The following is a 20,366-nucleotide window of genomic DNA, read 5'->3' as shown; positions in this document are numbered from 1 at the left end:
CCCCGGCATCGCCCGGATTGAGCGCTTCCAAGAGATGAAACGGCTGACGGGACCTAGTCCCGCCAGCCGTCCCGATAGACGACCTTGTCCACACCGGCAAACCGCCCCACCCGCTGCAGCTCGGCATCGAGCTTGTCCAGCCTGCCCGCGGATGCCCGGACACCCTTTTCCAGCCACAGCCGCCTGACATCCAGCACACCCGTTTTGCGCTCCGCCTTCATGTCGATGCGACCGATCATGCGGTCGCCTTCCAGAAGCGGAAAGACGTAATAGCCGTATTGCCGCTTCGGCTCGGGCACAAAGACCTCTATGCGGTAGAAGAAATCGAACAGCCGCACCGCCCGGTCACGGTTGCGCAGTAGCGGATCGAACGGGCTGAGCACCCTCACCCGTGCCGGCGGTTCTGGAATATCGCCGAGGTTTTGGGGAAAGCCTGAGAACGCGAAGGAAGCGCGCGGGCGGCTGTCGTCGGCGGTTTCGATCAGGACTTCGACGAGTTCATCGCGATGCGCTTTCACCCAGTCCCTCGCCTCTTCCGGCGTGACGATATCCCAGAAGGCAGCGAGTTCTCCCGATGTGGCAAAGCCGAGCTTTTCCATCGCGCTGCGGCAGGCCCAGTCGATGAAGTCCTCGTGGCTGACATCCGGTTCGTGATGGTGGGCGGCAATGACGCGCTCGGTCAGATCGTAGATCTTCTGGAAATTCACCCGGCCTGCAATCGAAAGCTTGCCGGTGTGCCAGTAATATTCGAGCGCCGTCTTGTTCGGGTGCCAGTTCCACCAGCCGCCGGACTTGTGATCCTCCATCTTCATGTCGCGCGACATGATCGCGCCGTTTTCCGAAATGTGCCGGAACGTGTCCTCGAAGGCGGAATCGAAACTCTCGCCATGCCATTTGCGCCAGCGCTCGGCGAGGATCGGTTCGCGGCGGCGGAAGCGGTGCTTCCAGTAGCGGAACAGACGCGCCGGAATGATCGAGGCGTCGTGGGTCCAGTGTTCGAACAGCTCGCCGTCTTTTTCCAAGAGCGACGTCAGGTGTTCGCGCCGATAGGTCTGGTTGCGCGAAAACAGGATCATGTGATGGGCGCGCTCTACGGTGGCGATACTATCCACCTGGACGAAGCCCAGATCATCGATCAGTTGCAGAAGACCGGCCTTGTTGAGCGCACGGGTCGGCGGTGCGGAAAGCTGCTGCCGTTCGATGAAAATCCATCTTGCGCGGGCATTGTTGATCAGAATCGCCATGGCAACGAGACTAGGGCGACAGTGGACCGGATGCAATGTTCACTTTTCATTCCGCCTTCCCGCTCTGCTCCCGCCGCGATATAGACCGTTCAGCAACCGAGGACCGGCATTGGACATCCATTTCGACAAGGCCGAAGCCCGCTTCGACGGGCGTGTCACGCTGCATCCGCTGACGGTGCGGCTGACCGAGCGCCGCATCGGCGTGATCGGCCTCAACGGCTCCGGCAAGACAACGTTTGCGCGGATGATCAATGGTCTGGTTTCTCCCGCGAGCGGCAATGTTGTGGTCAACGGCTTCGATACCAAGGCCGACACCGACCGCGCCCGCGCGCAGGTTGGTTTCATCTTCCAGAACCCGCAGAACCAGATCATCCTGCCGATCCTGAAGGAAGACATCGCGCTCGGCCTGATGTCGCGCAAGCTTTCGAAAGGCGAAATCGAGGCCCGCACGACGGCGATCCTCAAGCGCTTCGGCATCGGACATCTTGCCGACCGTCGCTCGCACGAGCTTTCCGGCGGCGAATTGCAGCTTGCGGCCTTTGCCTCGGTTCTGGTGACGGAACCGGACATTTTGATCATGGACGAGCCGACCAACCAGCTGGACCTGAAGAACCGCAACCTGGTGGCTCGAACGATCAGCGAGCTCCCCGAAAACGTCATAGTGCTCACCCACGATCTCGATCTCATCGCGGGCTTCGAGCGGGTTCTGTTGTTTGACAACAGCCGGCTTGCCGGCGACGGAAACGCTGCCGAGATCATTGCCCGTTACCGCGAGCTTGCCGCATGAAGACGCTTTACGTGGACGGTAGCGGCTTTCTGCACCGGCTTTCCGCCCGGGCGAAGCTTGTGCTGCTGGCTGCCGCAAGCCTTGCTCTGTTCCTCATCCAGTCGCCGTTAGTACTTGGCGTCGGTGCGGTCGCCAGCGGCCTGCTTTTCGCTTCGCTGCGAATCGGATGGCGGCAAACATGGCTGCGGCTGCGGGTTCTTTTCCTCACCATCGCAGCCGTTGCGCTGTTCACGCTGGTTTTCAACAGCCCAGTCGAGGCCGTCAGCGTGTTTTTCCGGCTCTCGGCGCTGGCGCTTCTTGCGTCCGCGGTGACGGCCACGACTACTACCGGCGATTTTATTACGGAAGTGACATTTGCGGCCACGCCGCTGGAAAAGCTCGGGCTTGTAAAAGCTGCGGATATCGGCTTGTCGATCGGGCTTGTGCTGCGCTTCATTCCGGAAATCCTGCTGCGTCACCAGGCCATCCGCGATGCGCATATCGCGCGAGGGTTGCGCCCTCGAACCCTCTCCATCATCGTCCCGCTGATCATCCTCACATTGAAGAATGCCGACGAGATTGCCAGCGCAATTGACGCCCGGGCAATCCGTGCGCAGAAGTGATACAGATTCAGTCGTCAAGGAATAGCTATTTGCCTACTCGTGATCTCGTTCTGGCCGCCCTGTTTGCCGCTATCATCATCGTGCTGGGACTGGTGCCGCCGGTCATGCTCGGTTTCATTCCCGTCCCCATCACGGCGCAATCGCTCGGCGTGATGCTGGCCGGCGTCGTGCTCGGCGCCAAGCGCGGCACGATCGCGGTCCTCCTGGTCCTGGTGCTTGCAGCGATCGGTCTGCCGGTTCTGTCCGGCGGCCGCGGCGGCCTTGCCGTCTTCATGGCGCCGACGACCGGTTATCTGATCGGCTGGGTGTTTGCCGCGATGGTAACCGGATATCTGTCGCAGATCATGGTGGGTCGCGACCAGGCGGGGCTGGTGCAGGGCGTGAACTTCTTTATCGCAGCCCTGATGGGCGGCGTGATCGTGCTTTACGGGATCGGCATCACCTATCTGGCGCTGATCACCGGCATGGGCTTCGTCAAAGCGTTTCTCGGCTCGCTCGCTTTCATTCCGGGCGACGTCCTGAAGGCTGTGATTGCGGCGCTCGCCGGTCGGGCCGTGATGGCAGGCTATCCGCTGCTGCCGCAGCGCGCGTAAGCGGTCAGTCGAGGAACTGATACAGCCAGTCGCGCAGGTCTTCGGGCAGCGCGGCCGGCGTCCGGGTTTCCGGATCGCATGCGGACCAGACGATTTCGGCTTCGGCCACCTCATCGCTGCCGCGCGTGAAGCGGACGATAAAGCCTGCGGACTTGCCGCCGATCTTGCTCACTCCGACATGGGTATGGACGAGATCGCCGAGCTTCAGCGGCATGTGATAGGTGCAGGAGATCTTGCCGACCGCAAAGAACGGGTCATCCGTTGCCGGCTTGCGGCGGTGCCAGAATTCCGTGACCGCCTGTTCCGCAAGGCCGATATAGGCAGCGCGAAACATTTCGCCGTTAAGATCCACATCGCGATAGGCAACGCGAAAATCATGGGTCTTGCCGATATCCTTCGCCATTCCTGCCCGCACTCCAAAAAACGCCTAATGCGCCTACTTCACGGCAAATCCGGTGAAGAGCAAGGGGTATGCGCTTGAAAACATCGCCGTTCTGCGCCATGTCCGAGCTCAACATATCTCACGAGGCCGCCCAATGACCACGCGCCTTTACGAAAACTCCATATTTCTCGAGCATGCGACGCCGGAAGGCCATCCTGAACGGGCAGACCGGCTGCGTTCGCTCAACATCGCGCTCGAACATCCCAATTTCGACAAGCTCGACCGCAAACAGGCGCCGCAGGCCAATGAAGACACGGTGCTTCTGGCGCATCCGGAAGAACACCTGCGCTGGGTGATGCGCAAGATCCCCGAGGAAGACACGATCCTGCAGATCGAGGCCGATACGCATGTGGGGCCGAAAAGTTTTCAGGCGGCGCTGACCGGTATCGGCGGCGCGATCGCGGCCGTCGACGACGTGATGACCGGCAAGGTGGACAACGCATTCGTTGCCTCGCGTCCGCCTGGACATCACGCGGAAAAGACCAAGGCGATGGGCTTTTGCCTGTTCAACAACATCGCCATTGCCGCCCGCCATGCGCAGCAGGTCTATGGCGTGGAACGGGTCGCGATCGTCGACTGGGATGTGCATCACGGCAACGGCACGCAGGACATCTTCTGGGACGATCCGTCCGTTTTGTTTTGCTCCACGCACCAGATGCCGCTTTATCCCGGCACAGGCGCCAGAGACGAGACGGGCACGAAAAACACGATCGTCAATGCGCCGCTTTCGGCCAATGACGGCAGCGACCATTTTCGCGATGCCTTCAAGAGCCGCGTCTTGCCGGCGCTCGAAAACTTCCGGCCGGATCTGGTGCTGATCTCGGCAGGCTTTGATGCGCATCATCGCGATCCGCTGGCGCAGATCAATCTTGTCGGTGACGATTTCGACTGGGCGACCGGCCGGTTGATGGAAATTGCGGGGAAATACGCCGGCAACAGGGTCGTCAGCCTGCTCGAGGGTGGCTATGATCTGGAAGGGCTGGCGGAATCGGCCGGCCTGCATATCTGCAGACTGATGAGAGGATGAAGGACATGACCGAAGCCCCAGGCGAGCCGAACGCGCCGATCGACGTCAGTGGTTATTCCTTCGAAAAGGCCGTTGCCGAGCTGGAAAGCATCGTTGCGCGGCTGGAACGCGGCGACGTGGCGCTCGACGAATCCATCGCCATCTACGAGCGCGGCGAAGCGCTGAAGAAGCATTGCGAAAAGCTGCTGAACGCCGCCGAAAGCCGGATCGAAAAGATCCGCCTCGACCGCAGCGGCAAGCCGCAGGGCGTGGAGCCGCTCGACGGCGAGTGAGGCCTTCACTCGCATGAAGCCCTGAGTTGCATCTCGACTGAAATCCCGACCTGCGCTATAGTCTCCCCATGGACAAGGACCAGGTCATCGCCAAGCTTCGGGAGCACGAGGCCGAACTGCGCGCCGCAGGCGCGGAGCAGATGTCGATATTTGGCTCGGTAGCGCGTGGCGAGGCGACGGACGAGTCAGATCTTGATGTTCTGGTGAAGCTGACCGACCCCGTCGCAAAATCGGGCTGGGGCTATTTCAGCGCGCTTGCAATGCTGCAGGAGCGCATCATCAATATTACAGGTTTCGACAAGGTCGATGTCATTGCAGAGCCGATCGAGAAAGAACGCGTTCGGCAATCGGTAGAGAAGGACCGCAAGTTTGCCTTCTAAGCGCCCTTTGACGCGGATGCGCGACATCGTCGAGAACGCGCGATCCATTGTTGATTACACGCACGGGTTTGACCTGCAAACTTACGGCGAAAACAAGCTCGTCCGCGATGCGACGGAGCGATGCTTCGCGCGGATATCGGAAGCCGCTGTCAAGATCGGACCTTTGGCAGAAGAACTGTTTCCAAGCCACGACTGGATCGCGATACGCCATCTCGGAAACATTCTACGACACGACTACCATGGCGTGCTGAACTCAAGCCTTTGGACGATCCGCACCACCAGTCTTCCGCCCCTCCTCACCGAACTCGAAACCTTCCTCGCGGGCTACCCCGAAGATCAGGAAACGCTGTAGGCTCGATATCATCCCCGGCGACGCGGAACCGTTCGTGCCGTTGCCGACGCCCTCCCTTCCCCCTTGCCCGTCAGCTGAAATCGATTAAAACCGCGGCAAGGTTGTCTCCGTGGACAACTTGAAAAAGCCGGTTTCATCCTCATGTTGGGGTGATAGTTGCTTTTGAGAACAAAAGAAGAGAAAGCCAGCCTCCGTGACACCCCTGCCCGAGACGCCGCTGCTCGACACCGTCAAGCTTCCCGCCGACCTTCGCAAGATCGATGACCGCGACCTGCCGAAGCTTGCCCGCGAATTGCGTGACGAGATGATCGACGCCGTCTCCAGGACCGGCGGACATCTGGGTGCCGGCCTCGGCGTCACGGAACTGACGATCGCCATCCACAAGGTGTTCAACACGCCGGACGATCGGCTTATCTTCGATGTGGGCCACCAGTGCTACCCGCACAAGATCCTCACCGGTCGCCGCGACCGCATCCGCACCCTGCGCCAGGAAGACGGTCTCTCGGGCTTCACCCGCCGCGCGGAAAGCGAATACGATCCCTTCGGGGCAGCGCATTCCTCGACCTCGATTTCAGCCGGCCTCGGCATGGCAGTGGGTTCGGATCTCGCCGGTTCGAAGCGCAACGTGATTGCCGTGATCGGTGACGGCGCGATGTCGGCCGGCATGGCCTATGAAGCGATGAACAATGCGGGTGCGCTCGACGCGCGGCTGATCGTCATCCTCAACGACAACGACATGTCGATCGCGCCGCCGACCGGCGCCATGAGCGCCTATCTCGCCCGCCTTGCTTCCGGCCGCACCTATATGGGCATGCGCGAAGTGGGCAAGAAGCTGACCGGGTATCTGGGCAAGAATATCGACCGGGCGATCACCCGTGCCGTCGAACACGCCCGCGGTTATGTGACGGGCGGCACGATGTTCGAGGAGATGGGCTTCTATCATATCGGCCCGATCGACGGCCATTCGTTCGAGCATCTTCTGCCGGTGCTGCGCAATGTGCGCGACAATGCCAAGGGTCCGGTTCTGATCCATGTCGTGACGCAGAAGGGCAAGGGTTATCCGCCTGCCGAAGCTGCGGCCGACAAGTATCACGGCGTCAACAAGTTCGACGTCATCACCGGCGCGCAGGCCAAGGCCAAGCCGAATGCGCCGTCCTATACCAGCGTGTTCGGCGACGCCCTCGTTCAGGAAGCCGGCTTCGACGACAAGATCGTCGGCGTCACTGCCGCGATGCCGAACGGCACGGGGCTGGACAAGCTGCAGCTTGCCTTTCCCAACCGCACATTCGATGTGGGCATTGCCGAGCAGCATGCCGTTACCTTTGCGGCAGGCCTTGCCACGGAAGGCTTCAAGCCGTTCTGCGCGCTCTATTCCACCTTCCTGCAGCGCGGCTACGACCAGGTTGTGCACGACGTGGCGATCCAGGGTCTGCCTGTGCGCTTTCCGATCGACCGCGCCGGTTTCGTCGGCGCCGACGGACCGACCCATGCCGGTTCGTTCGACACGACCTTTCTTGCCACGCTCCCCGGTATGGTGGTCATGGCCGCCAGCGACGAGGCTGAACTGAAGCATATGGTGCGCACTGCCGCAGCCTATGACGAAGGCCCGATCTCGTTCCGCTATCCGCGCGGCGAAGGCGTCGGTATCGAACTGCCGGAACGCGGCCAGATCCTGGAGATCGGCAAGGGCCGCGTTGTCAAGCAGGGCGCGAAAGTGGCGCTTCTCTCGTTCGGCACGCGCCTCAAGGACTGTCTGCTGGCAGCCGAAGATCTCGATGCCGCCGGTCTTTCGACGACGGTTGCAGACGCTCGCTTCGCCAAGCCGCTGGACCACGACCTCATCCGCCAGCTTGCCCGCCATCACGAAGTGCTTGTCACCATCGAGGAAGGCGCCGTCGGCGGCTTCGGCAGCCATGTGCTGCAATTCCTCAGCACGGAAGGTTTGCTCGACCACGGTGTGAAAGTTCGCTCGCTGGTGCTGCCCGATGTCTGGATGGAACAGGCAAGCCCCGACGTGATGTACGCCAAAGCCGGCCTCGACCGCGCCGGCATCGTCAAGACGGTGTTCAATGCGCTGGGCAAGACCCAGGTTGGTGTTGGCGCTGCGGGGTAAAGGCCTCAGCCTCGCTCTCCTTGCCCGTCCGTCTCGTGACTCAGATGTCGTGCTAGCACTCGGCACGGCGAGATGAAGATGTTCGTCCGGGCGAGTTTGTTCGCTACTCCCCCGCCGTCAGAAACAGCACGTGGAGGTCCTTCTCCGGGGTGAAATCCTCGGCGGTCATCTCGAAGGTTGTTGGGCCGGTTTTCTTGATGTTGTCGGCGCAGAGGCTGACGTAGTCACGGGCGTTGCCCTTGTCGATTGTCAGGCGGAACTTGCCGATCGGGCCGGACCAGTTGGCACCTGTGGTCAGCACGTAGGATAACCATTGCTCGGTATAGTTGGGGCCGCCCTTGGTAGCTGCGGCTTGGAGCTTTGCAGCTGTCTTCATGAAGCTGTCGTCGATGCAGTAGCGTTCGACATAGCGGGCGTGCTCATAGGCCGGCTTGCCGTTTTCGATGAAAGTCATGGCTACAGTGCCGCCGACGCTGGGCTTGTAGCGGTGGCTGACCTTGACCGGCTTTTGCGCGGGGAACGTCGTCTTCCACCAATAGGCGGAGCGGAGCGTCCATGCCGGCGTGATGTCCTCTTGCCAGCCCTTTCCGGCATCGTAGCGATCGATCCGGATCAGGCCCTTGGCAAGAAAGTCGGCCTTCACGTCATCGGGCAGGGTCTTGAGGGCCTCGGTGGTTCTGTCGCTATAGGGGAGAAGCGGTACCTTGTGGGCGACGAGGTCTTCGGTGCGGTCAATGCCGGTGGCAATGATGCGTTGCTGGAGCTGCGGCTTGATCTCGCGGCCGTCCTGCAGGACCGTGAAGCCGAGGAAGTTGTCGGCTTCCGGGTCGCCATAGGCTATGTCGCTCTGGGCGCCGCCAGTTATGTCCGGCATCGGGAAGGCGATGACGCTTTCGACATCCTTGTCGGTGTCGTTCCTGAAGATGTAGTCGACCCGGACTTCCTCTCGTGAGAGGTGAAGATGCTCTTCGGTCATCGTGATATCGGCGATCTGGACATAGACGAGGCCGCCGGTCGTCAGTTCCACCGTCGTATCATTGGCGAAAAGCGGCGGTGCAGCCAAAAGCAGGCCGGCCGTCAGCGTGGCCCCGAAGGCGATTGTCCAGCGTCTCATCCATTCCCCTCCCGGCTTGAGCGGCAACAATAGGCAGAAGAAGCGAACTATAAAAGGCCGGCGGAGGCTTGTCCGGCAGGTCGAAACGCGTTTTTGTCTTGCGTGCGGGGCTCGCCCGCGTCATGGGAAGGCATGTCATCCATTCAGCAAAGACTTGACCAGCTTCTGGTCACCCTCAACCTCGTCGACAGCCGCTCGCGCGCGCGCGACGCGATTGCCCGCGGCACCGTCAAGGTCGACGGTCGCACCATTACCAAATCCGGACAGATCGTGTCCTCGACAGCGCAGATCGAGATGGACGATCCCGCGAGCGCCTATGTGTCGCGCGCGGCGCTGAAACTGGTTGCCGCACTCGATCACTTCAAGCTCGATCCGACCGGCTGCGAATGTCTTGACGTCGGCGCCTCGACCGGCGGGTTTACCGAAATCCTGCTCGCCCGCGGCGCAGCGCATGTGACCGCACTCGATGTCGGCCATGCGCAGATGCATCCGCGGATTGCCGATGATCCGCGCGTCAGCAATATCGAGGGGGTCAACGCCCGCTATCTCGAGGCCGACGATATCGACGACCGGCCGATCGATTTCGTCGTGTCGGACGTGTCCTTCATCTCCATCAAGCTGGCCCTGCCGCCGGCGCTGGAACTGGCGCTGCCGGGCAGCTATTGCGCGCTGCTGGTCAAGCCGCAGTTCGAGGCCGGCCGCGATGCGATCGGAAAGCGCGGCCTTTTGAAGGAGCCGGACACGGCGCCGGCGGTGGCAGCAGAACTGGAACGCTGGCTGGTGGAGGACATGGGCTGGGAAAGCCTTGGCCTGATCCCCTCGCCGATTGCCGGCGGTGATGGCAACGAAGAGTTTCTTCTGGCAGGACGGAAGCCGGAATGAGCACGGTTCACGTCACCATCAACCGTCTCGGCGCACAGGGCGACGGTGTCGCCAATGGCGAGGACGGGCCGGTCTATGTTCCCTATGCTCTTCCGGGCGAAACGCTGGCGATCGCCCGCAATGGCGACCACGGCACGGTCATGTCGACGGGCAACCTTTCGCCGGACCGGATCGAACCGGTCTGTCGCCACTTCGGACCCGATGGCGATGCCTGTGGCGGCTGTTCGCTGCAGCATCTCGCCAAGGCGCCGTATAATGACTTCAAGCGCCAGCTCGTCATCGACGCGCTGAAATCCAAGGGCCTGACGCCCGACGTCAAGGAGACGGTCGAGTGTCATCCGGGCGAGCGGCGGCGCACGGTGTTTTCCGCGCGCAAGACGGAGAAGGAGCTTCTGCTGGGCTACAACCGGGCAGAAACGAACCATATCATCTCCATCGTCGAATGTCCGATCGCCGCGCCCGGCATCGTGGCGCGGCTTGATGCGATCCGCGCGATCGGCATGGCGCTCGCAACCGGCTCGGAGACGTTCCGCATCTCGGTGCTGGAAAGCCTCTCCGGTCTCGATATCGCGGCCGAGGGGTTGAAGCCGCTCTCGGACAAGCAGCGCCGCAAGGTGACCGAGACGGTTCTGGCGCTGAAGGGCATCGCCCGTGTTTCGGCCAATGGCGAAATCGTGCTGGAGCCGCAAAAGCCGGTGATCGATTTCGGTGGCGTCAAAGTTTCTCCTCCGCCCGGTAGCTTCACGCAGGCGACGAAAGAGGCAGAGGAAGCCATGGCGACGCTGGTGCATGGCCATATGGGCAAGGCCAAGCGGGTGCTGGACCTGTTTGCCGGCTCGGGCACATTTGCGCTGCGACTGGCGCGAACGGCACGCGTGCACGCGGTGGAAAGCGACGACAAGGCGCTGAAGGCGCTGGACCACGCCGCCCGCAACAGCCAGGGGCTGAAGCCGGTCAGCATAGAGAAGCGCGATCTCTTCCGCCGGCCGCTGATCCCGATGGACCTGAAGCACTTCGATGCGGTCGTCTTTGACCCGCCGCGGGCGGGTGCCGAAGTGCAGGTCAAGGAACTGGCGCGCTCGAACATCAAGACGATTGCTGCGGTCAGCTGCAATCCCCTGACGCTCGCACGCGACCTGAGGATCCTGGTCGATGCGGGATACCGGATTGTCTCGGTCACCCCGGTTGACCAGTTTCTCTGGTCGCCGCACGTCGAGGCCGTCGCTCTGCTCAGCAAAGTTTGACGCTAGTCTTGACAGAACGCAATTCGGTTGTGCAACCTTGGTTTACAACCTGGCCATAGAGGCGTAGCTTTCCCGTGTCGCATCCAAGGCGGCAAATGACTTGCCGCCAGTGCGATCTCCAAGGGGGGAAAGCATGGCACAGATCGCAATGCATGGGCATGGCGTGCGCGGCATGAAGCCGGAAACGCTGCATTCTTTCGACGGCATCGGTGATCCCGGGAAATTCGGGATCATGTTTCCCAATCTCTTACCGTTTTCGGCAAGCGACGATGCGCTTGCCGCCCTGGCCAAGTCTATGGCGGATAAACTGCTCGACGACGGCAATCCGGAACCGGGCAAGGACAACCCGAATATCCCGGCCGGCTACACCTATCTTGGCCAGTTCATCGACCATGATATCACGCTCGACACGACGCCTCTCGACCAGCAGCATGCCGACCCGAAGGCGACCACCAACTTCCGGACACCGGCGCTCGATCTCGATTCTCTCTACGGCGATGGGCCGGGTATCCATCCCTATCTTTACCAACGCGACGTCGAAACGCTGCAAACTTCCGGCAAACTGTTGATCGGACGGGCAGCGGCGTCATCGGATCAGCAAGGCGCTGCGATCCCGGATCTTCCCAACGACCTTCCGCGCAACCAGGAGGGCCACGCGCTCATCTTCGACGAACGCAACGATGAGAACCTGCTGGTGGCACAGACGCATCTGCTGATGCTGAAGTTTCACAACAAGGTGTTCGACAAGGTCGCATCGGAAAGGCCTGACCTCAAGGGCACCGCGCTCTTCAAAGAGGCTCGGCGGATCGTCACCTGGCACTACCAGTGGATTGTGCTGTTCGATTTCGTGGAACGTCTGACCGAGCCTGGCTTGATCCAGAAGATCAAGAAGGAGGGTCGGCGGTTCTACCGGTTCAAGCAGCGGCCCTATATGCCCGCCGAATTCGGCGCCGCGTGCTACCGGCTCGGCCATTCGATGGTACGGGAAAGCTATAGCCACAACCGGGTGTTCAACCCTACAGCCGATAGTCTTGCGAACGCGACGCTCGACCTTCTGTTCCTGTTCACCGGAAAGTCCGGGAACATTACCGGCGAGCTCGCCAACGACCCGGGCGTCGGGTTTGCCGCGCTCCCGTCGAACTGGGTGGTCGACTGGCGGCGGTTCTACGATCTGGATACGCCCGAAGGCGAGAAGGAGACCAATTTCGCCATCAACCACAGCCGGCGACTGGACCCGTTCATCACACCCGCCCTGCACACCCTGCCCGGCGGACCTGGTGATGGCTCGGTTGCATCGCGGGAATTCGACCTTGCCTTCCGCAACCTGCGTCGCGGCGTACAGATCGGACTTCCCTCCGGGCAAGCAATCTGTCGCGCCATGGGTCTTCAGCCACTGACGCCCGAGCAGATTGCCACGGGCCCGGACGGCAAGGCGGCCAAGCAGCACAAGATGCTCGAGGAAACACCGCTGTGGTATTACGTTCTCAAGGAAGCGGAGGTCTTCAACAAGGGAAGACGGCTCGGGCCGATGGCATCCACCATCATCGCCGAGACATTCCTCGGCATGGTGCATGGCGACCACGAGTCGTTCCTGTGGCTGCGCTCCGACTGGAAGCCGGAACTGCCGAGCGACACGCCCGGCCACTTTACAATGGCCGATCTCGTCAAGTTCGTCGGTGACGTCAATCCTCTCGGTGCGGCTGTGCCGCAACCCGCAGAAGAGAAGGTCGACGGCTGACGGGTGGAGGACATGCTCTAGTCGTCGAGGTCGAGCCTGCCGGTGCCTGTGACGCCGGAGCAGCGGCAGGTACCGCCGACCCGACCTTCATCGGCCCGGCAGACATAGGGACGGTCGCGGTCGTCGCTCTGGCGCGGCTGCACCACGCAGACATAGCGCTGACGGCGTCGGTCGCGCCGGTCCGTCTGCTCGGAAAGACTTTGCTGGCTCTGTATCAGGGTGATCGGCGCGTTCGCTGCATTGGCGGACGCGGCAAATGCCGGCCCAGCAGCGGCGGGCAGGCAGGAGAGGCCAAGAGTTGCAAGAGAAAGCAGGCCGGTCAGGGCTGTACGCATGATGTCCTCCTCGTTTGAGGAGTATCTAGCCACGCTTGCCTTGCGAATGAAGGCGCAGCGCGGCGTGGATGGAACTTTGATGCAACTCAGCGTTAACGCCGCATGAAGGCCTCGAAAGCGGCGCGAGCTTCGGCGCTTTTCAACCGGGCAGAGAAATGCGTCAGTTCCTCGTCCATCCGGGCGAGCACGTCGTCGCGGGGGCCTCGCACCAGATCGCGGGCGATTTTTAAGGCCTGCGGTGGTTTTGCCGAAAGTTTAGCGGCGAGCGCCAGTGTTTCCGCCTCGACGGCCTGCGGCTCGACCACCTTCCACACAAGGCCGGCCTCGTGGGCGGCATCGGCAGAGAACCCCTCGCCGGCAACCAGCATCGCAAAGGCGCGCTGGTGGCCCATCACCCTTGGCGCCAGAAGGCTGGAGGCTGCTTCCGGCACAAGCGCCAGATCGACGAAGGGTGTCTTGAACAGGCTGCGGGACGAGGCGATCGTCAGGTCGCAGTGAAGGTTGAGCGTGGTGCCGATACCGATCGCCAGGCCATCGACGCCTGATACCATCGGCTTTTGCGCGAGCGCCAGCGCCCGGATGAAGAGGGCTGCGGCCGGCGGTTCGTCCGTGCCCGACACTGCGTGGGCGAGAAAATCCGCCATGTCGTTGCCGGCGGAAAAGCAGCCTTCGGTGCCGAGAAACACGACGGCGCGGATGGTGTCGTCGGTATTGGCATCCGCAAGCGCCGCCGTCATGCGGTGATACATGGACGAGGTGATGGCGTTCTTCTTTTCCGGCCGGTTGAAGCGGATCGTGAGCACGCCCTCGTAGTCGGCAGGGCGTTCGATCAGGACGTGGTTGTCGATTGATAGAGGGGCGTGGCTCACGGCATTCTCCTCAGGCAAGCACGATGCGTGCGGCTTCCAGGCTCTCGGCACCGCCGATGACGCGGTCCTTCAAGGCTGCGGTCTCCGACAGCATGTTTTCGGCCGTAAACCGGCAGAGCGACACGCGCTTGTCGCCCGATCCGTCTTCGGATGCGACGAGCGCGCCCTTGGCGAGATAGGCCCCGGTCAGGACAAGGCCGAACAGACGCTGGTAGGGTGTCGCGCCCGCAAGTGCTTCCGCCACGCGGCCAGCGGCCTGCGCCTCCAGCAGCCAGTCGGTCGACGCCTGGAGATCGTCGATCGATGCGCTTAGCCGTTCAGCCGTGCCGCCGAAGCCTGATGCGTTGAGGCTTTCCACCCGCGCTGCAATCTCGCGCAGTTCACCGATGAAGGTCCGCACCTGCGCGCCCTTGGAAAGCGGGAGTTTGCGCAGCACGAGATCGATTGCCTGGATGCCGTTAGTGCCCTCATAGATCGGGGCGATGCGGGCATCGCGGAGGTAACGTGCGGCGCCGGTTTCCTCGATATAGCCCATGCCGCCATGCACCTGGATGCCGAGCGAGGCGACATCGACGCCGCAATCGGTGGCGAAGGATTTGGCGATCGGCGTCAGGAGTGCGGCGCGCTCGACCCAATGGGTGGCCTGATCGCCTTCGAGGTGATGCGACATGTCGATTGCGTGGGCGCAGGCAAAGCAGATGGCGCGCGACCCTTGCGTCAAAGCCTTCATGGTCAAAAGGGTGCGGATGATATCGGGATGCTGGATGATCGGGCTCATTTGCGGACCAATCGAGCCCGGAGCCCTGCCCTGGGTTCGGTCAGACGCATAGGCGACCGCCTTCTGGGTCGCGGCTTCGGCGATCGCGACACCCTGCATGCCGACGGCGAGACGGGCGTTGTTCATCATCGTGAACATGCAGGCGAGGCCCTGGTTTTCTTCGCCGATGAGATAGCCGATCGCGCCGGTGCCATCGCCGAACTTGCCGTCGCCATAGATCATCGTGCAGGTGGGCGAGCCGTGGATGCCGAGCTTGTGCTCGATCGAATGACAGAACACGTCGTTGCGCGAACCCAGCGATCCATCCTCACCGACCAGGAATTTCGGCACCAGAAACAGCGAAATGCCGCGCGTGCCGGCCGGCGCATCGGGGAGACGTGCGAGGACTAGGTGGATGATATTGTCGGCGGCGTCGTGTTCGCCCCAGGTGATATAGATCTTCTGCCCGAACACGCGGTAGCTGCCATCGGCGTGGCGTTCGGCGCGGCTCTTCAGCGCGCCGACATCGGAGCCCGCGTGCGGCTCCGTCAGGTTCATCGTGCCGGTCCATTCGCCCGAGACCATCTTTTCGAGATAGGTGGCTTTCAACGTGTCGCTGCCATGGGCAACGAGCGCCTCGATCGCACCCATCGTGAGCGTCGGCGCGAGCGCGAAGGCCATCGAGGCGGAATTCCACATTTCCAGCGTCGCGACGTTGAGCATATGCGGCAGTGCCTGACCGCCAAACGCTTCCGGCGCCGTCAGGCCATTCCAGCCGCCTTCGCGCCAGTGGCGATAGAGCTGCGGCCAGCCATCTGGCGTCTTCACCACGCCGTTCTCAAGCCGCGCGCCCTGGCGATCACCGATATCGCCGAGCGGCGCCATTTCGTCGCTGGCAAAGCGACCGGCTTCCGCCAGGATGGCATCGACGAGATCGGGGGAGAGGTCGCCGAACCGGCCGATCTCCAGCGCGCCTGAGAGACCCGCCACATGGTTCAAGGTGAAGGCAATCTCCTCCACGGGTGCCTTGTACATGTCGCTTCTCCCAAATTGACAATTCTTCCAGACGATGCCGCAGCTGCGACCACCGAACTCCCCCTGGCTTTTTACGTAAACGTAAACGAGGTTGTCAATCGGTGCACCCGGCTTGTTCGATCAGGATACGGATAAATCTGCGTTGCAACAGGTGTCACACATGGCGCCTAATGAGGAGCGTCATGCTTGCAGGTCTTAAGTCCATGCCTCCGATAAACTCTCCGATTATTCCCGCCACGCCAGGTCTAGTCTGGGCCTATCATTTCAGGCCGGGCGAGGCTGGCACCTGCTCTAGGCTTTCGCTGGAGGCGACGCCGTCGGAGCTGGCGATCGACACCGGTTTCCTGTGGCTGCATCTCAACCTGGCCGATCTGCGGGTCGGCGCATTTCTGGAGAATTTTCCAGGCCTGCCGGCGGCCGCAGCGGTCGCGCTGACCACCCATGAAACCCACGCGTCGATCACGCTGGACGAGCAGGCCATCTATGGCACTCTGATCGATTTCCAGCGGGAGTTCGACAGCGACACGCGCGATATCGGCTGGCTGCATTTCTTCGCCTCTGACAAGGTGATCATCACCACGCGGCTGCAGCCACTGCGTTCGGTCGATCGGGTGCGGGCCGCGATCGAGAAGAATGCCGGTCGCTACAAAAGGCCGCTCGACCTGTTCGAGACGCTGGTGGCCGAATTCCAGCGCACGATGATCGCGATGGTGATGGAATTTACCGAAGAGCTGAACCTGATCGAGGATTTCGTCTATGACAACGTGCCGCGCGACGAACGCCGGCGGCTTGCTCCCGTGCGACGTATGGTGGTGCGTTTGCACCGGCACCTGCGCACGACCCTGTCGCTGATGCGGCGTGCGGCGGCGGCCGATGACGAGGATATGCCGCCCGGGTTCGACGATATCGCCTCAAGGCTGATCGGCCGGCTCGAGGCCGTCGATCACGATGTCTATGCGCTGCAGGACCGGGCCCGGCTGCTGCACGAGGAAATCGATTCCAAACAGGCATCGGAAACCAACCGGCACCTCTACATCCTCTCGATCATGACCGCCTTCCTGCTGCCGCCATCACTGGTGACCGGCTTTTTCGGCATGAACACGTCGTCGCTGCCGTTTGCCGAGGGTCTGCACGGCACGGCCTTCGCACTGGGTTTCATGGTGCTTTCGGCGGCAATCGCCTGGTGGCTTCTGAAGCGGACGGGAATTTTTTGAACGATTGGCAAAACGAACTCAGCCCGCCCTGATATGCCGGACGGGCTGTCTTGTCGTGCACGGTTTCGCCGGATCAGGCGACGGCGTGAAGCTTGGTCTGATCGCCCTTGAGACGATCGGTCATGAAGTTCGCGTACCATTCCACGAACTGCATGACGCCGCCTTCATGCGCTTGCGAATAGGGACCCGGCTCGTAGGCGGGCGAGCGGATGCCGAAGGCATTTTCCTCGACGATCTGGCGGTCCTGGTCGTTGGTCATGTTCCAGACGTGGGTCAGTTCCTCGACTGTGTAGTCGACGCCTTCAACCGCATCCTTGTTGACGAGCCATGTGGTGGTGACGGCCGTTTCTTCCGGCCCGATCGGAATGACGCGGAAGGAGATCGCGTGGTCGACCAGCATGTGGTTCCAGGTGGTCGGATAGTGGAACATCAGCATGGTGCCGATATGGGAGATCTTCACGTCTTCCGACAGCGCCTTGGCAACCGCCGGCCGGCCGTTCATCGTGTAGCTTTCGGCATCCTCGATCAGCGGCATGCGGGCGACGCGGTACTGGCCGTCCGTCGACATGTTGAACGTGCTCGGCAGGTTTGCCGCCTCGCAGCGCTGCCAGTGCTCGGAAATGAACGGATCGTCGCCGGCACCCTGCACGCCGGTCGCAGTCGGCGCTTCCGGATAGGTGCGGCAGAGTTCCGGATGATTGGCGGCGCAGTGGTAGCACTCGCGATTGTTTTCCCAGACGAGCTTCCAGTTGCCCTTTTCGATGATCGTGTTCTTGGCCGCAACCTTCGTTTCGGCCAGCCGATGCGGCGCCATATAGGGCTGGATCGTCGCGCGGACGGGCGCGAAATCGGGTGCCTCGTTGGCAAGGCAGACGAAGATATAGCCTGCGACGGATTCGCAGTGGACAGGCTTCAGGCCGAACTGCTTCTTGTCGAAATCATCGCCCATATGGCGCGCCGACATCAGCGTGCCGTCATGCTGGTAGGTCCACTGGTGGTAGGGACAGACGAGACGGGTCGCAGAACCACTATCCTTGGTGCAAACGCGGTGGCCGCGGTGACGACAGGTGTTGTGGAAGGCGCGGATTTCGCCTTCGCGGGTGCGCAACACGAGGACCGGATAATCGCCGATCTGCAGCGTCACGTAATTGCCGGCCTTCGGGATTTCGCAATCATGGCCGACGAAAAGCCAGTCGCGATACCAGATCATTTCCAGATCGAGCTTGTAATAGTCCGGATCGATGTAAAAGGGCTGTTCGAGGCTGAAGCCTTCGCGGCGATTGTTGAGCTGCCGCAGAACCTGGCTGTGAATGTCCATCGTGTCTTCCTCGTCAATTCCACTAGCGAAAGACTTGGGGGGTCATGCGGACAGACCTCCTGCCCCCAATCCTACCCCGAACGTCCACCGCGATCGGTCGTCAATCACGTCCCCAGACTGGCACCGGATCGGCCGAGGGTTCTCGTCACGCCTGCCGGCTTCCCAATTTAACGCCGTCCCTAGCCGAGGCGACTCCATGAGTTTTGCCGATTTAAGCACTCGCGCTGCCTGTCGCACAGGCGACATTGCGACATCGGAAAACGCATTGACGACGATGGCTCACATGACGGCTTCGGTTTTCCGCTGACAAGTGGGGGACAGGGTGCTTCTCGCGGTGCGTTGAGACGTAAACCGGCTGTTAAACCGCTCCGGCTAGACTTCTTTTTGCGCGAAGGGGCCAGCCGCATGCAGACGACCGGAAAACTACGCTACTACGACGCGAACCGGCCGCCACCGCCGGTCTCGGCGCAGGCACCGACGAGCGCGATCGGGCATTCCGAGTTCCTGCGCACAGGCCGTATCTCCAGGACACAACCGCTGTGGCTGCCCAAGGAGCGCCGTTATCTCACCTATGACGAAGTGGCGGAGCGGACCGGGTTCAAGCTGGAGTCCGCCGGCGAGCGCACGCATCAGCGGATCAACGGCTTCCATCACTCGATCCAGTTCCCGAAAATGGTGTTCCACCGCACGCTGGAGCAAACCCCGCATCTCGGCTATTGCCATGTCACCGCCGCAAGCACCCTGTTTTCGCCGAAGGCGAAGGTGAAATGGTCTTTCTACATCGCCAATTTCCTGGCCGAGATCGGCGATGAGGACGAGTTCTTCAAGAGGGTGAACACCCAGTATTCCCGCATGTATTTCGCGGTGGCGACCGAAAGTGATCCGGATCAGTCGATGAAGATCGACCGCAGCATCCGCAAGAACGGTCTTCTGTTCCGGACCACCGACCCGAAGGAAGCGCTGAAAAACGTTCTGATGCTGGGCGCGCCCGACCAGGCGGTGCGGGCGATCATCAAATCGCTTTAACGCGGTCTCAGTCCGCGCTATGCACAGCGGGACATGACGGCAGAGATCATCGACATCAGGACGGACAGGAACGGCGCGCTTGACCAAGCGTGCGCCGTGCTGTCGCGAGGCTTCCCGGTCGCCATTCCGACGGAGACGGTGTACGGGCTTGCAGCCGACGCCACCAATCCATCCGCGATTACGCGCATCTATGAAACCAAGGGGCGGCCGCGCTTCAACCCGCTGATCTGCCATATGGCCGATGTCGCGATGGCGGAGCGGTATGCATCGTTCGATCCGATCTCGCGTCGGTTGGCGGAGGCCTTCTGGCCGGGACCGCTGACGCTGATCCTGCCGCTCATTCCAGAAAGCGGCATCCATCCGCTCGCAACCGCAGGGCTCGATACGGTCGGCATCCGCCTGCCATTCGGCTTTGCCGCCGATCTCATCCGCTCCTTCGGCAAGCCGCTGGCAGCACCGAGCGCCAACACGTCCGGCAAGGTCAGCCCGACCAGTGCCGGCCATGTCGCTGGTGATCTCGGGAGCAAGCTGAAACTGATCCTCGATGGCGGCGCGTCGTCGGTCGGCGTCGAATCGACCATCATCCGCGTCGAGCTCGAAACAGTCCGGCTGCTGCGTCCCGGTGGCGTTGCCGCTGAAGAGATCGAGGCGCTGATTGGTCGTGCGGTCATTCGTCCGGAAGGACCGGCGGCGATCATCGAAGCGCCTGGCATGCTCGCCTCGCATTATGCGCCATCGGCAGCCGTGCGGTTGAATGCGACCCATGTGGCGCCGGGCGAGGCGTTGATCCGGCTGGGATCGGATCCGATCGAGGGCATCGAGCAGGCGAAGGCAGTGTTCGACCTCAGCCCCTCCGGCGATCTTGCCGAGGCAGCCGCCAATCTGTTCGATTATCTGAAGAAAGCCGATGCGGTGGGGGCGACGCGCATTGCAGTCACAGCCATTCCCTATACCGGGCTTGGAGAAGCCATCAACGACCGGCTGGTCCGAGCGGCCGCGCCGCGGGAATAAAACAAGCCCAG

General features: G+C 61.9%; 21 protein-coding genes. 14 read left to right on the top strand and 7 right to left on the bottom strand.

Annotated elements, in window-relative coordinates; all coding sequences use genetic code 11:
* Nucleotides 1-53: 53 nt before the first annotated feature.
* Nucleotides 54-1,244 carry a winged helix-turn-helix domain-containing protein gene (locus tag IFT66_RS00745; RefSeq protein ID WP_192076528.1) on the bottom strand — a complete coding sequence of 397 codons (1,191 nt, stop codon included), beginning with the start codon at nt 1,242-1,244 and terminating at the stop codon, nt 54-56.
* A gap of 109 nt (nt 1,245-1,353) precedes the next feature.
* On the opposite strand from IFT66_RS00745, the gene IFT66_RS00740 reads away from it, so the two are divergent.
* From IFT66_RS00740 to IFT66_RS00730, 3 genes are read left to right on the top strand one after another with little or no spacing between them, the layout of a single operon-like run.
* A complete protein-coding gene (locus IFT66_RS00740) occupies nt 1,354-2,031 on the top strand; it encodes an energy-coupling factor ABC transporter ATP-binding protein (protein ID WP_249406319.1) in 678 nt (225 codons plus the stop codon).
* Entirely contained in the window at nt 2,028-2,633 is a 606-nt protein-coding gene (locus tag IFT66_RS00735; RefSeq protein ID WP_192076526.1) for an energy-coupling factor transporter transmembrane component T family protein, read from the top strand. The genes IFT66_RS00740 and IFT66_RS00735 overlap by 4 nt, the downstream gene beginning before the upstream one ends.
* 29 nt (nt 2,634-2,662) lie before the next feature.
* Nucleotides 2,663-3,226 carry a biotin transporter BioY gene (locus tag IFT66_RS00730; RefSeq protein WP_062453649.1) on the top strand — a complete coding sequence of 188 codons (564 nt, stop codon included), beginning with the start codon at nt 2,663-2,665 and terminating at the stop codon, nt 3,224-3,226.
* Nucleotides 3,227-3,230: 4 nt separating this feature from the next.
* Here IFT66_RS00730 and IFT66_RS00725 read toward each other — a convergent pair whose 3' ends face one another.
* On the bottom strand, nt 3,231-3,629 hold the full coding sequence (locus tag IFT66_RS00725) for an acyl-CoA thioesterase (protein WP_062453650.1): 399 nt from the start codon (nt 3,627-3,629) through the stop codon (nt 3,231-3,233).
* 133 nt (nt 3,630-3,762) lie between these two features.
* Here IFT66_RS00725 and IFT66_RS00720 point away from each other — a divergent pair, with 133 nt between their 5' ends.
* The 5 genes from IFT66_RS00720 to dxs all read left to right on the top strand — a co-directional run bounded on the left by IFT66_RS00720 (nt 3,763) and on the right by dxs (nt 7,812).
* The gene (locus IFT66_RS00720; protein WP_192076525.1) at nt 3,763-4,695 is read left to right on the top strand and encodes a histone deacetylase family protein; all 933 of its coding nucleotides are present in this window, start codon (nt 3,763-3,765) and stop codon (nt 4,693-4,695) included.
* A 5-nt stretch (nt 4,696-4,700) separates the two neighbouring features.
* Complete coding sequence (locus IFT66_RS00715) at nt 4,701-4,967, top strand: exodeoxyribonuclease VII small subunit (protein ID WP_192076524.1); 267 nt, start codon at nt 4,701-4,703, stop codon at nt 4,965-4,967.
* 68 nt (nt 4,968-5,035) lie between these two features.
* Nucleotides 5,036-5,347 (top strand): nucleotidyltransferase family protein, encoded by a 312-nt coding sequence (locus tag IFT66_RS00710; protein ID WP_192076523.1) that lies wholly within the window; start codon nt 5,036-5,038, stop codon nt 5,345-5,347.
* Nucleotides 5,337-5,699 (top strand): HepT-like ribonuclease domain-containing protein, encoded by a 363-nt coding sequence (locus IFT66_RS00705; RefSeq protein WP_249406318.1) that lies wholly within the window; start codon nt 5,337-5,339, stop codon nt 5,697-5,699. The genes IFT66_RS00710 and IFT66_RS00705 overlap by 11 nt, the downstream gene beginning before the upstream one ends.
* A 193-nt stretch (nt 5,700-5,892) precedes the next feature.
* Complete coding sequence (dxs, locus tag IFT66_RS00700; protein WP_092661447.1) at nt 5,893-7,812, top strand: 1-deoxy-D-xylulose-5-phosphate synthase; 1,920 nt, start codon at nt 5,893-5,895, stop codon at nt 7,810-7,812.
* Between the two features lie 103 nt (nt 7,813-7,915).
* On the opposite strand, the gene IFT66_RS00695 is transcribed toward dxs, so the two are convergent.
* A complete protein-coding gene (locus IFT66_RS00695; RefSeq protein WP_192076522.1) occupies nt 7,916-8,926 on the bottom strand; it encodes a DUF4424 domain-containing protein in 1,011 nt (336 codons plus the stop codon).
* 132 nt (nt 8,927-9,058) lie between these two features.
* Here IFT66_RS00695 and IFT66_RS00690 point away from each other — a divergent pair, with 132 nt between their 5' ends.
* The 3 genes from IFT66_RS00690 (at nt 9,059) to IFT66_RS00680 (ending at nt 12,790) form a co-directional block, all read left to right on the top strand.
* Nucleotides 9,059-9,808, top strand: a complete 750-nt coding sequence (locus IFT66_RS00690; RefSeq protein WP_062453656.1) for a TlyA family RNA methyltransferase — start codon at nt 9,059-9,061, stop codon at nt 9,806-9,808.
* Nucleotides 9,805-11,052, top strand: a complete 1,248-nt coding sequence (locus IFT66_RS00685; protein ID WP_092661441.1) for a class I SAM-dependent RNA methyltransferase — start codon at nt 9,805-9,807, stop codon at nt 11,050-11,052. Before IFT66_RS00690 ends, IFT66_RS00685 begins: the two co-directional genes overlap by 4 nt.
* 133 nt (nt 11,053-11,185) lie before the next feature.
* A complete protein-coding gene (locus IFT66_RS00680; RefSeq protein WP_174195741.1) occupies nt 11,186-12,790 on the top strand; it encodes a peroxidase family protein in 1,605 nt (534 codons plus the stop codon).
* A gap of 17 nt (nt 12,791-12,807) precedes the next feature.
* Here IFT66_RS00680 and IFT66_RS00675 read toward each other — a convergent pair whose 3' ends face one another.
* The 3 genes from IFT66_RS00675 to IFT66_RS00665 form a co-directional block, all read right to left on the bottom strand.
* Complete coding sequence (locus tag IFT66_RS00675; RefSeq protein WP_062453659.1) at nt 12,808-13,125, bottom strand: hypothetical protein; 318 nt, start codon at nt 13,123-13,125, stop codon at nt 12,808-12,810.
* Nucleotides 13,126-13,217: 92 nt separating this feature from the next.
* Nucleotides 13,218-13,973 carry a crotonase/enoyl-CoA hydratase family protein gene (locus IFT66_RS00670; protein ID WP_113166770.1) on the bottom strand — a complete coding sequence of 252 codons (756 nt, stop codon included), beginning with the start codon at nt 13,971-13,973 and terminating at the stop codon, nt 13,218-13,220.
* A 31-nt stretch (nt 13,974-14,004) separates the two neighbouring features.
* Nucleotides 14,005-15,786, bottom strand: a complete 1,782-nt coding sequence (locus IFT66_RS00665) for an acyl-CoA dehydrogenase (RefSeq protein WP_192076521.1) — start codon at nt 15,784-15,786, stop codon at nt 14,005-14,007.
* 203 nt (nt 15,787-15,989) lie between these two features.
* Here IFT66_RS00665 and IFT66_RS00660 point away from each other — a divergent pair, with 203 nt between their 5' ends.
* On the top strand, nt 15,990-17,000 hold the full coding sequence (locus IFT66_RS00660; RefSeq protein WP_192076520.1) for a transporter: 1,011 nt from the start codon (nt 15,990-15,992) through the stop codon (nt 16,998-17,000).
* A 73-nt stretch (nt 17,001-17,073) separates the two neighbouring features.
* Here IFT66_RS00660 and IFT66_RS00655 read toward each other — a convergent pair whose 3' ends face one another.
* Complete coding sequence (locus IFT66_RS00655) at nt 17,074-18,318, bottom strand: aromatic ring-hydroxylating oxygenase subunit alpha (RefSeq protein ID WP_192076519.1); 1,245 nt, start codon at nt 18,316-18,318, stop codon at nt 17,074-17,076.
* A gap of 405 nt (nt 18,319-18,723) precedes the next feature.
* Here IFT66_RS00655 and IFT66_RS00650 point away from each other — a divergent pair, with 405 nt between their 5' ends.
* Together IFT66_RS00650 and IFT66_RS00645 are read left to right on the top strand one after the other, a co-directional pair.
* Nucleotides 18,724-19,344 (top strand): DUF6656 family protein, encoded by a 621-nt coding sequence (locus tag IFT66_RS00650; protein ID WP_062453662.1) that lies wholly within the window; start codon nt 18,724-18,726, stop codon nt 19,342-19,344.
* 33 nt (nt 19,345-19,377) lie between these two features.
* Nucleotides 19,378-20,355 (top strand): L-threonylcarbamoyladenylate synthase, encoded by a 978-nt coding sequence (locus IFT66_RS00645; protein ID WP_192076518.1) that lies wholly within the window; start codon nt 19,378-19,380, stop codon nt 20,353-20,355.
* Nucleotides 20,356-20,366 lie beyond the last annotated feature (11 nt).

Origin of the sequence: Rhizobium sp. CFBP 13726 (assembly GCF_014841925.1) — a bacterium.
Taxonomy (GTDB): Bacteria; Pseudomonadota; Alphaproteobacteria; order Rhizobiales; family Rhizobiaceae; genus Neorhizobium; species Neorhizobium soli.
Note: the sequence above shows the minus strand (reverse complement) of the source record. Positions and strands in the feature narration are given on the sequence as shown.

Excerpts from the sequence above, each read along its gene's own strand:
- IFT66_RS00710 (WP_192076523.1), top strand. The coding sequence starts at position 5,036 with ATGGACAAGGACCAGGTCATCGCCAAGCTTCGGGAGCACGAGGCCGAA.
- IFT66_RS00645 (WP_192076518.1), top strand. The coding sequence starts at position 19,378 with ATGACGGCAGAGATCATCGACATCAGGACGGACAGGAACGGCGCGCTT.
- IFT66_RS00715 (WP_192076524.1), top strand. The coding sequence starts at position 4,701 with ATGACCGAAGCCCCAGGCGAGCCGAACGCGCCGATCGACGTCAGTGGT.
- IFT66_RS00660 (WP_192076520.1), top strand. The coding sequence starts at position 15,990 with ATGCCTCCGATAAACTCTCCGATTATTCCCGCCACGCCAGGTCTAGTC.
- IFT66_RS00695 (WP_192076522.1), bottom strand. The coding sequence starts at position 8,926 with ATGAGACGCTGGACAATCGCCTTCGGGGCCACGCTGACGGCCGGCCTG.
- IFT66_RS00690 (WP_062453656.1), top strand. The coding sequence starts at position 9,059 with ATGTCATCCATTCAGCAAAGACTTGACCAGCTTCTGGTCACCCTCAAC.
- IFT66_RS00650 (WP_062453662.1), top strand. The coding sequence starts at position 18,724 with ATGCAGACGACCGGAAAACTACGCTACTACGACGCGAACCGGCCGCCA.
- IFT66_RS00720 (WP_192076525.1), top strand. The coding sequence starts at position 3,763 with ATGACCACGCGCCTTTACGAAAACTCCATATTTCTCGAGCATGCGACG.
- IFT66_RS00725 (WP_062453650.1), bottom strand. The coding sequence starts at position 3,629 with ATGGCGAAGGATATCGGCAAGACCCATGATTTTCGCGTTGCCTATCGC.
- IFT66_RS00680 (WP_174195741.1), top strand. The coding sequence starts at position 11,186 with ATGGCACAGATCGCAATGCATGGGCATGGCGTGCGCGGCATGAAGCCG.
- IFT66_RS00745 (WP_192076528.1), bottom strand. The coding sequence starts at position 1,244 with ATGGCGATTCTGATCAACAATGCCCGCGCAAGATGGATTTTCATCGAA.
- IFT66_RS00685 (WP_092661441.1), top strand. The coding sequence starts at position 9,805 with ATGAGCACGGTTCACGTCACCATCAACCGTCTCGGCGCACAGGGCGAC.
- IFT66_RS00655 (WP_192076519.1), bottom strand. The coding sequence starts at position 18,318 with ATGGACATTCACAGCCAGGTTCTGCGGCAGCTCAACAATCGCCGCGAA.
- IFT66_RS00735 (WP_192076526.1), top strand. The coding sequence starts at position 2,028 with ATGAAGACGCTTTACGTGGACGGTAGCGGCTTTCTGCACCGGCTTTCC.
- IFT66_RS00675 (WP_062453659.1), bottom strand. The coding sequence starts at position 13,125 with ATGCGTACAGCCCTGACCGGCCTGCTTTCTCTTGCAACTCTTGGCCTC.
- IFT66_RS00665 (WP_192076521.1), bottom strand. The coding sequence starts at position 15,786 with ATGTACAAGGCACCCGTGGAGGAGATTGCCTTCACCTTGAACCATGTG.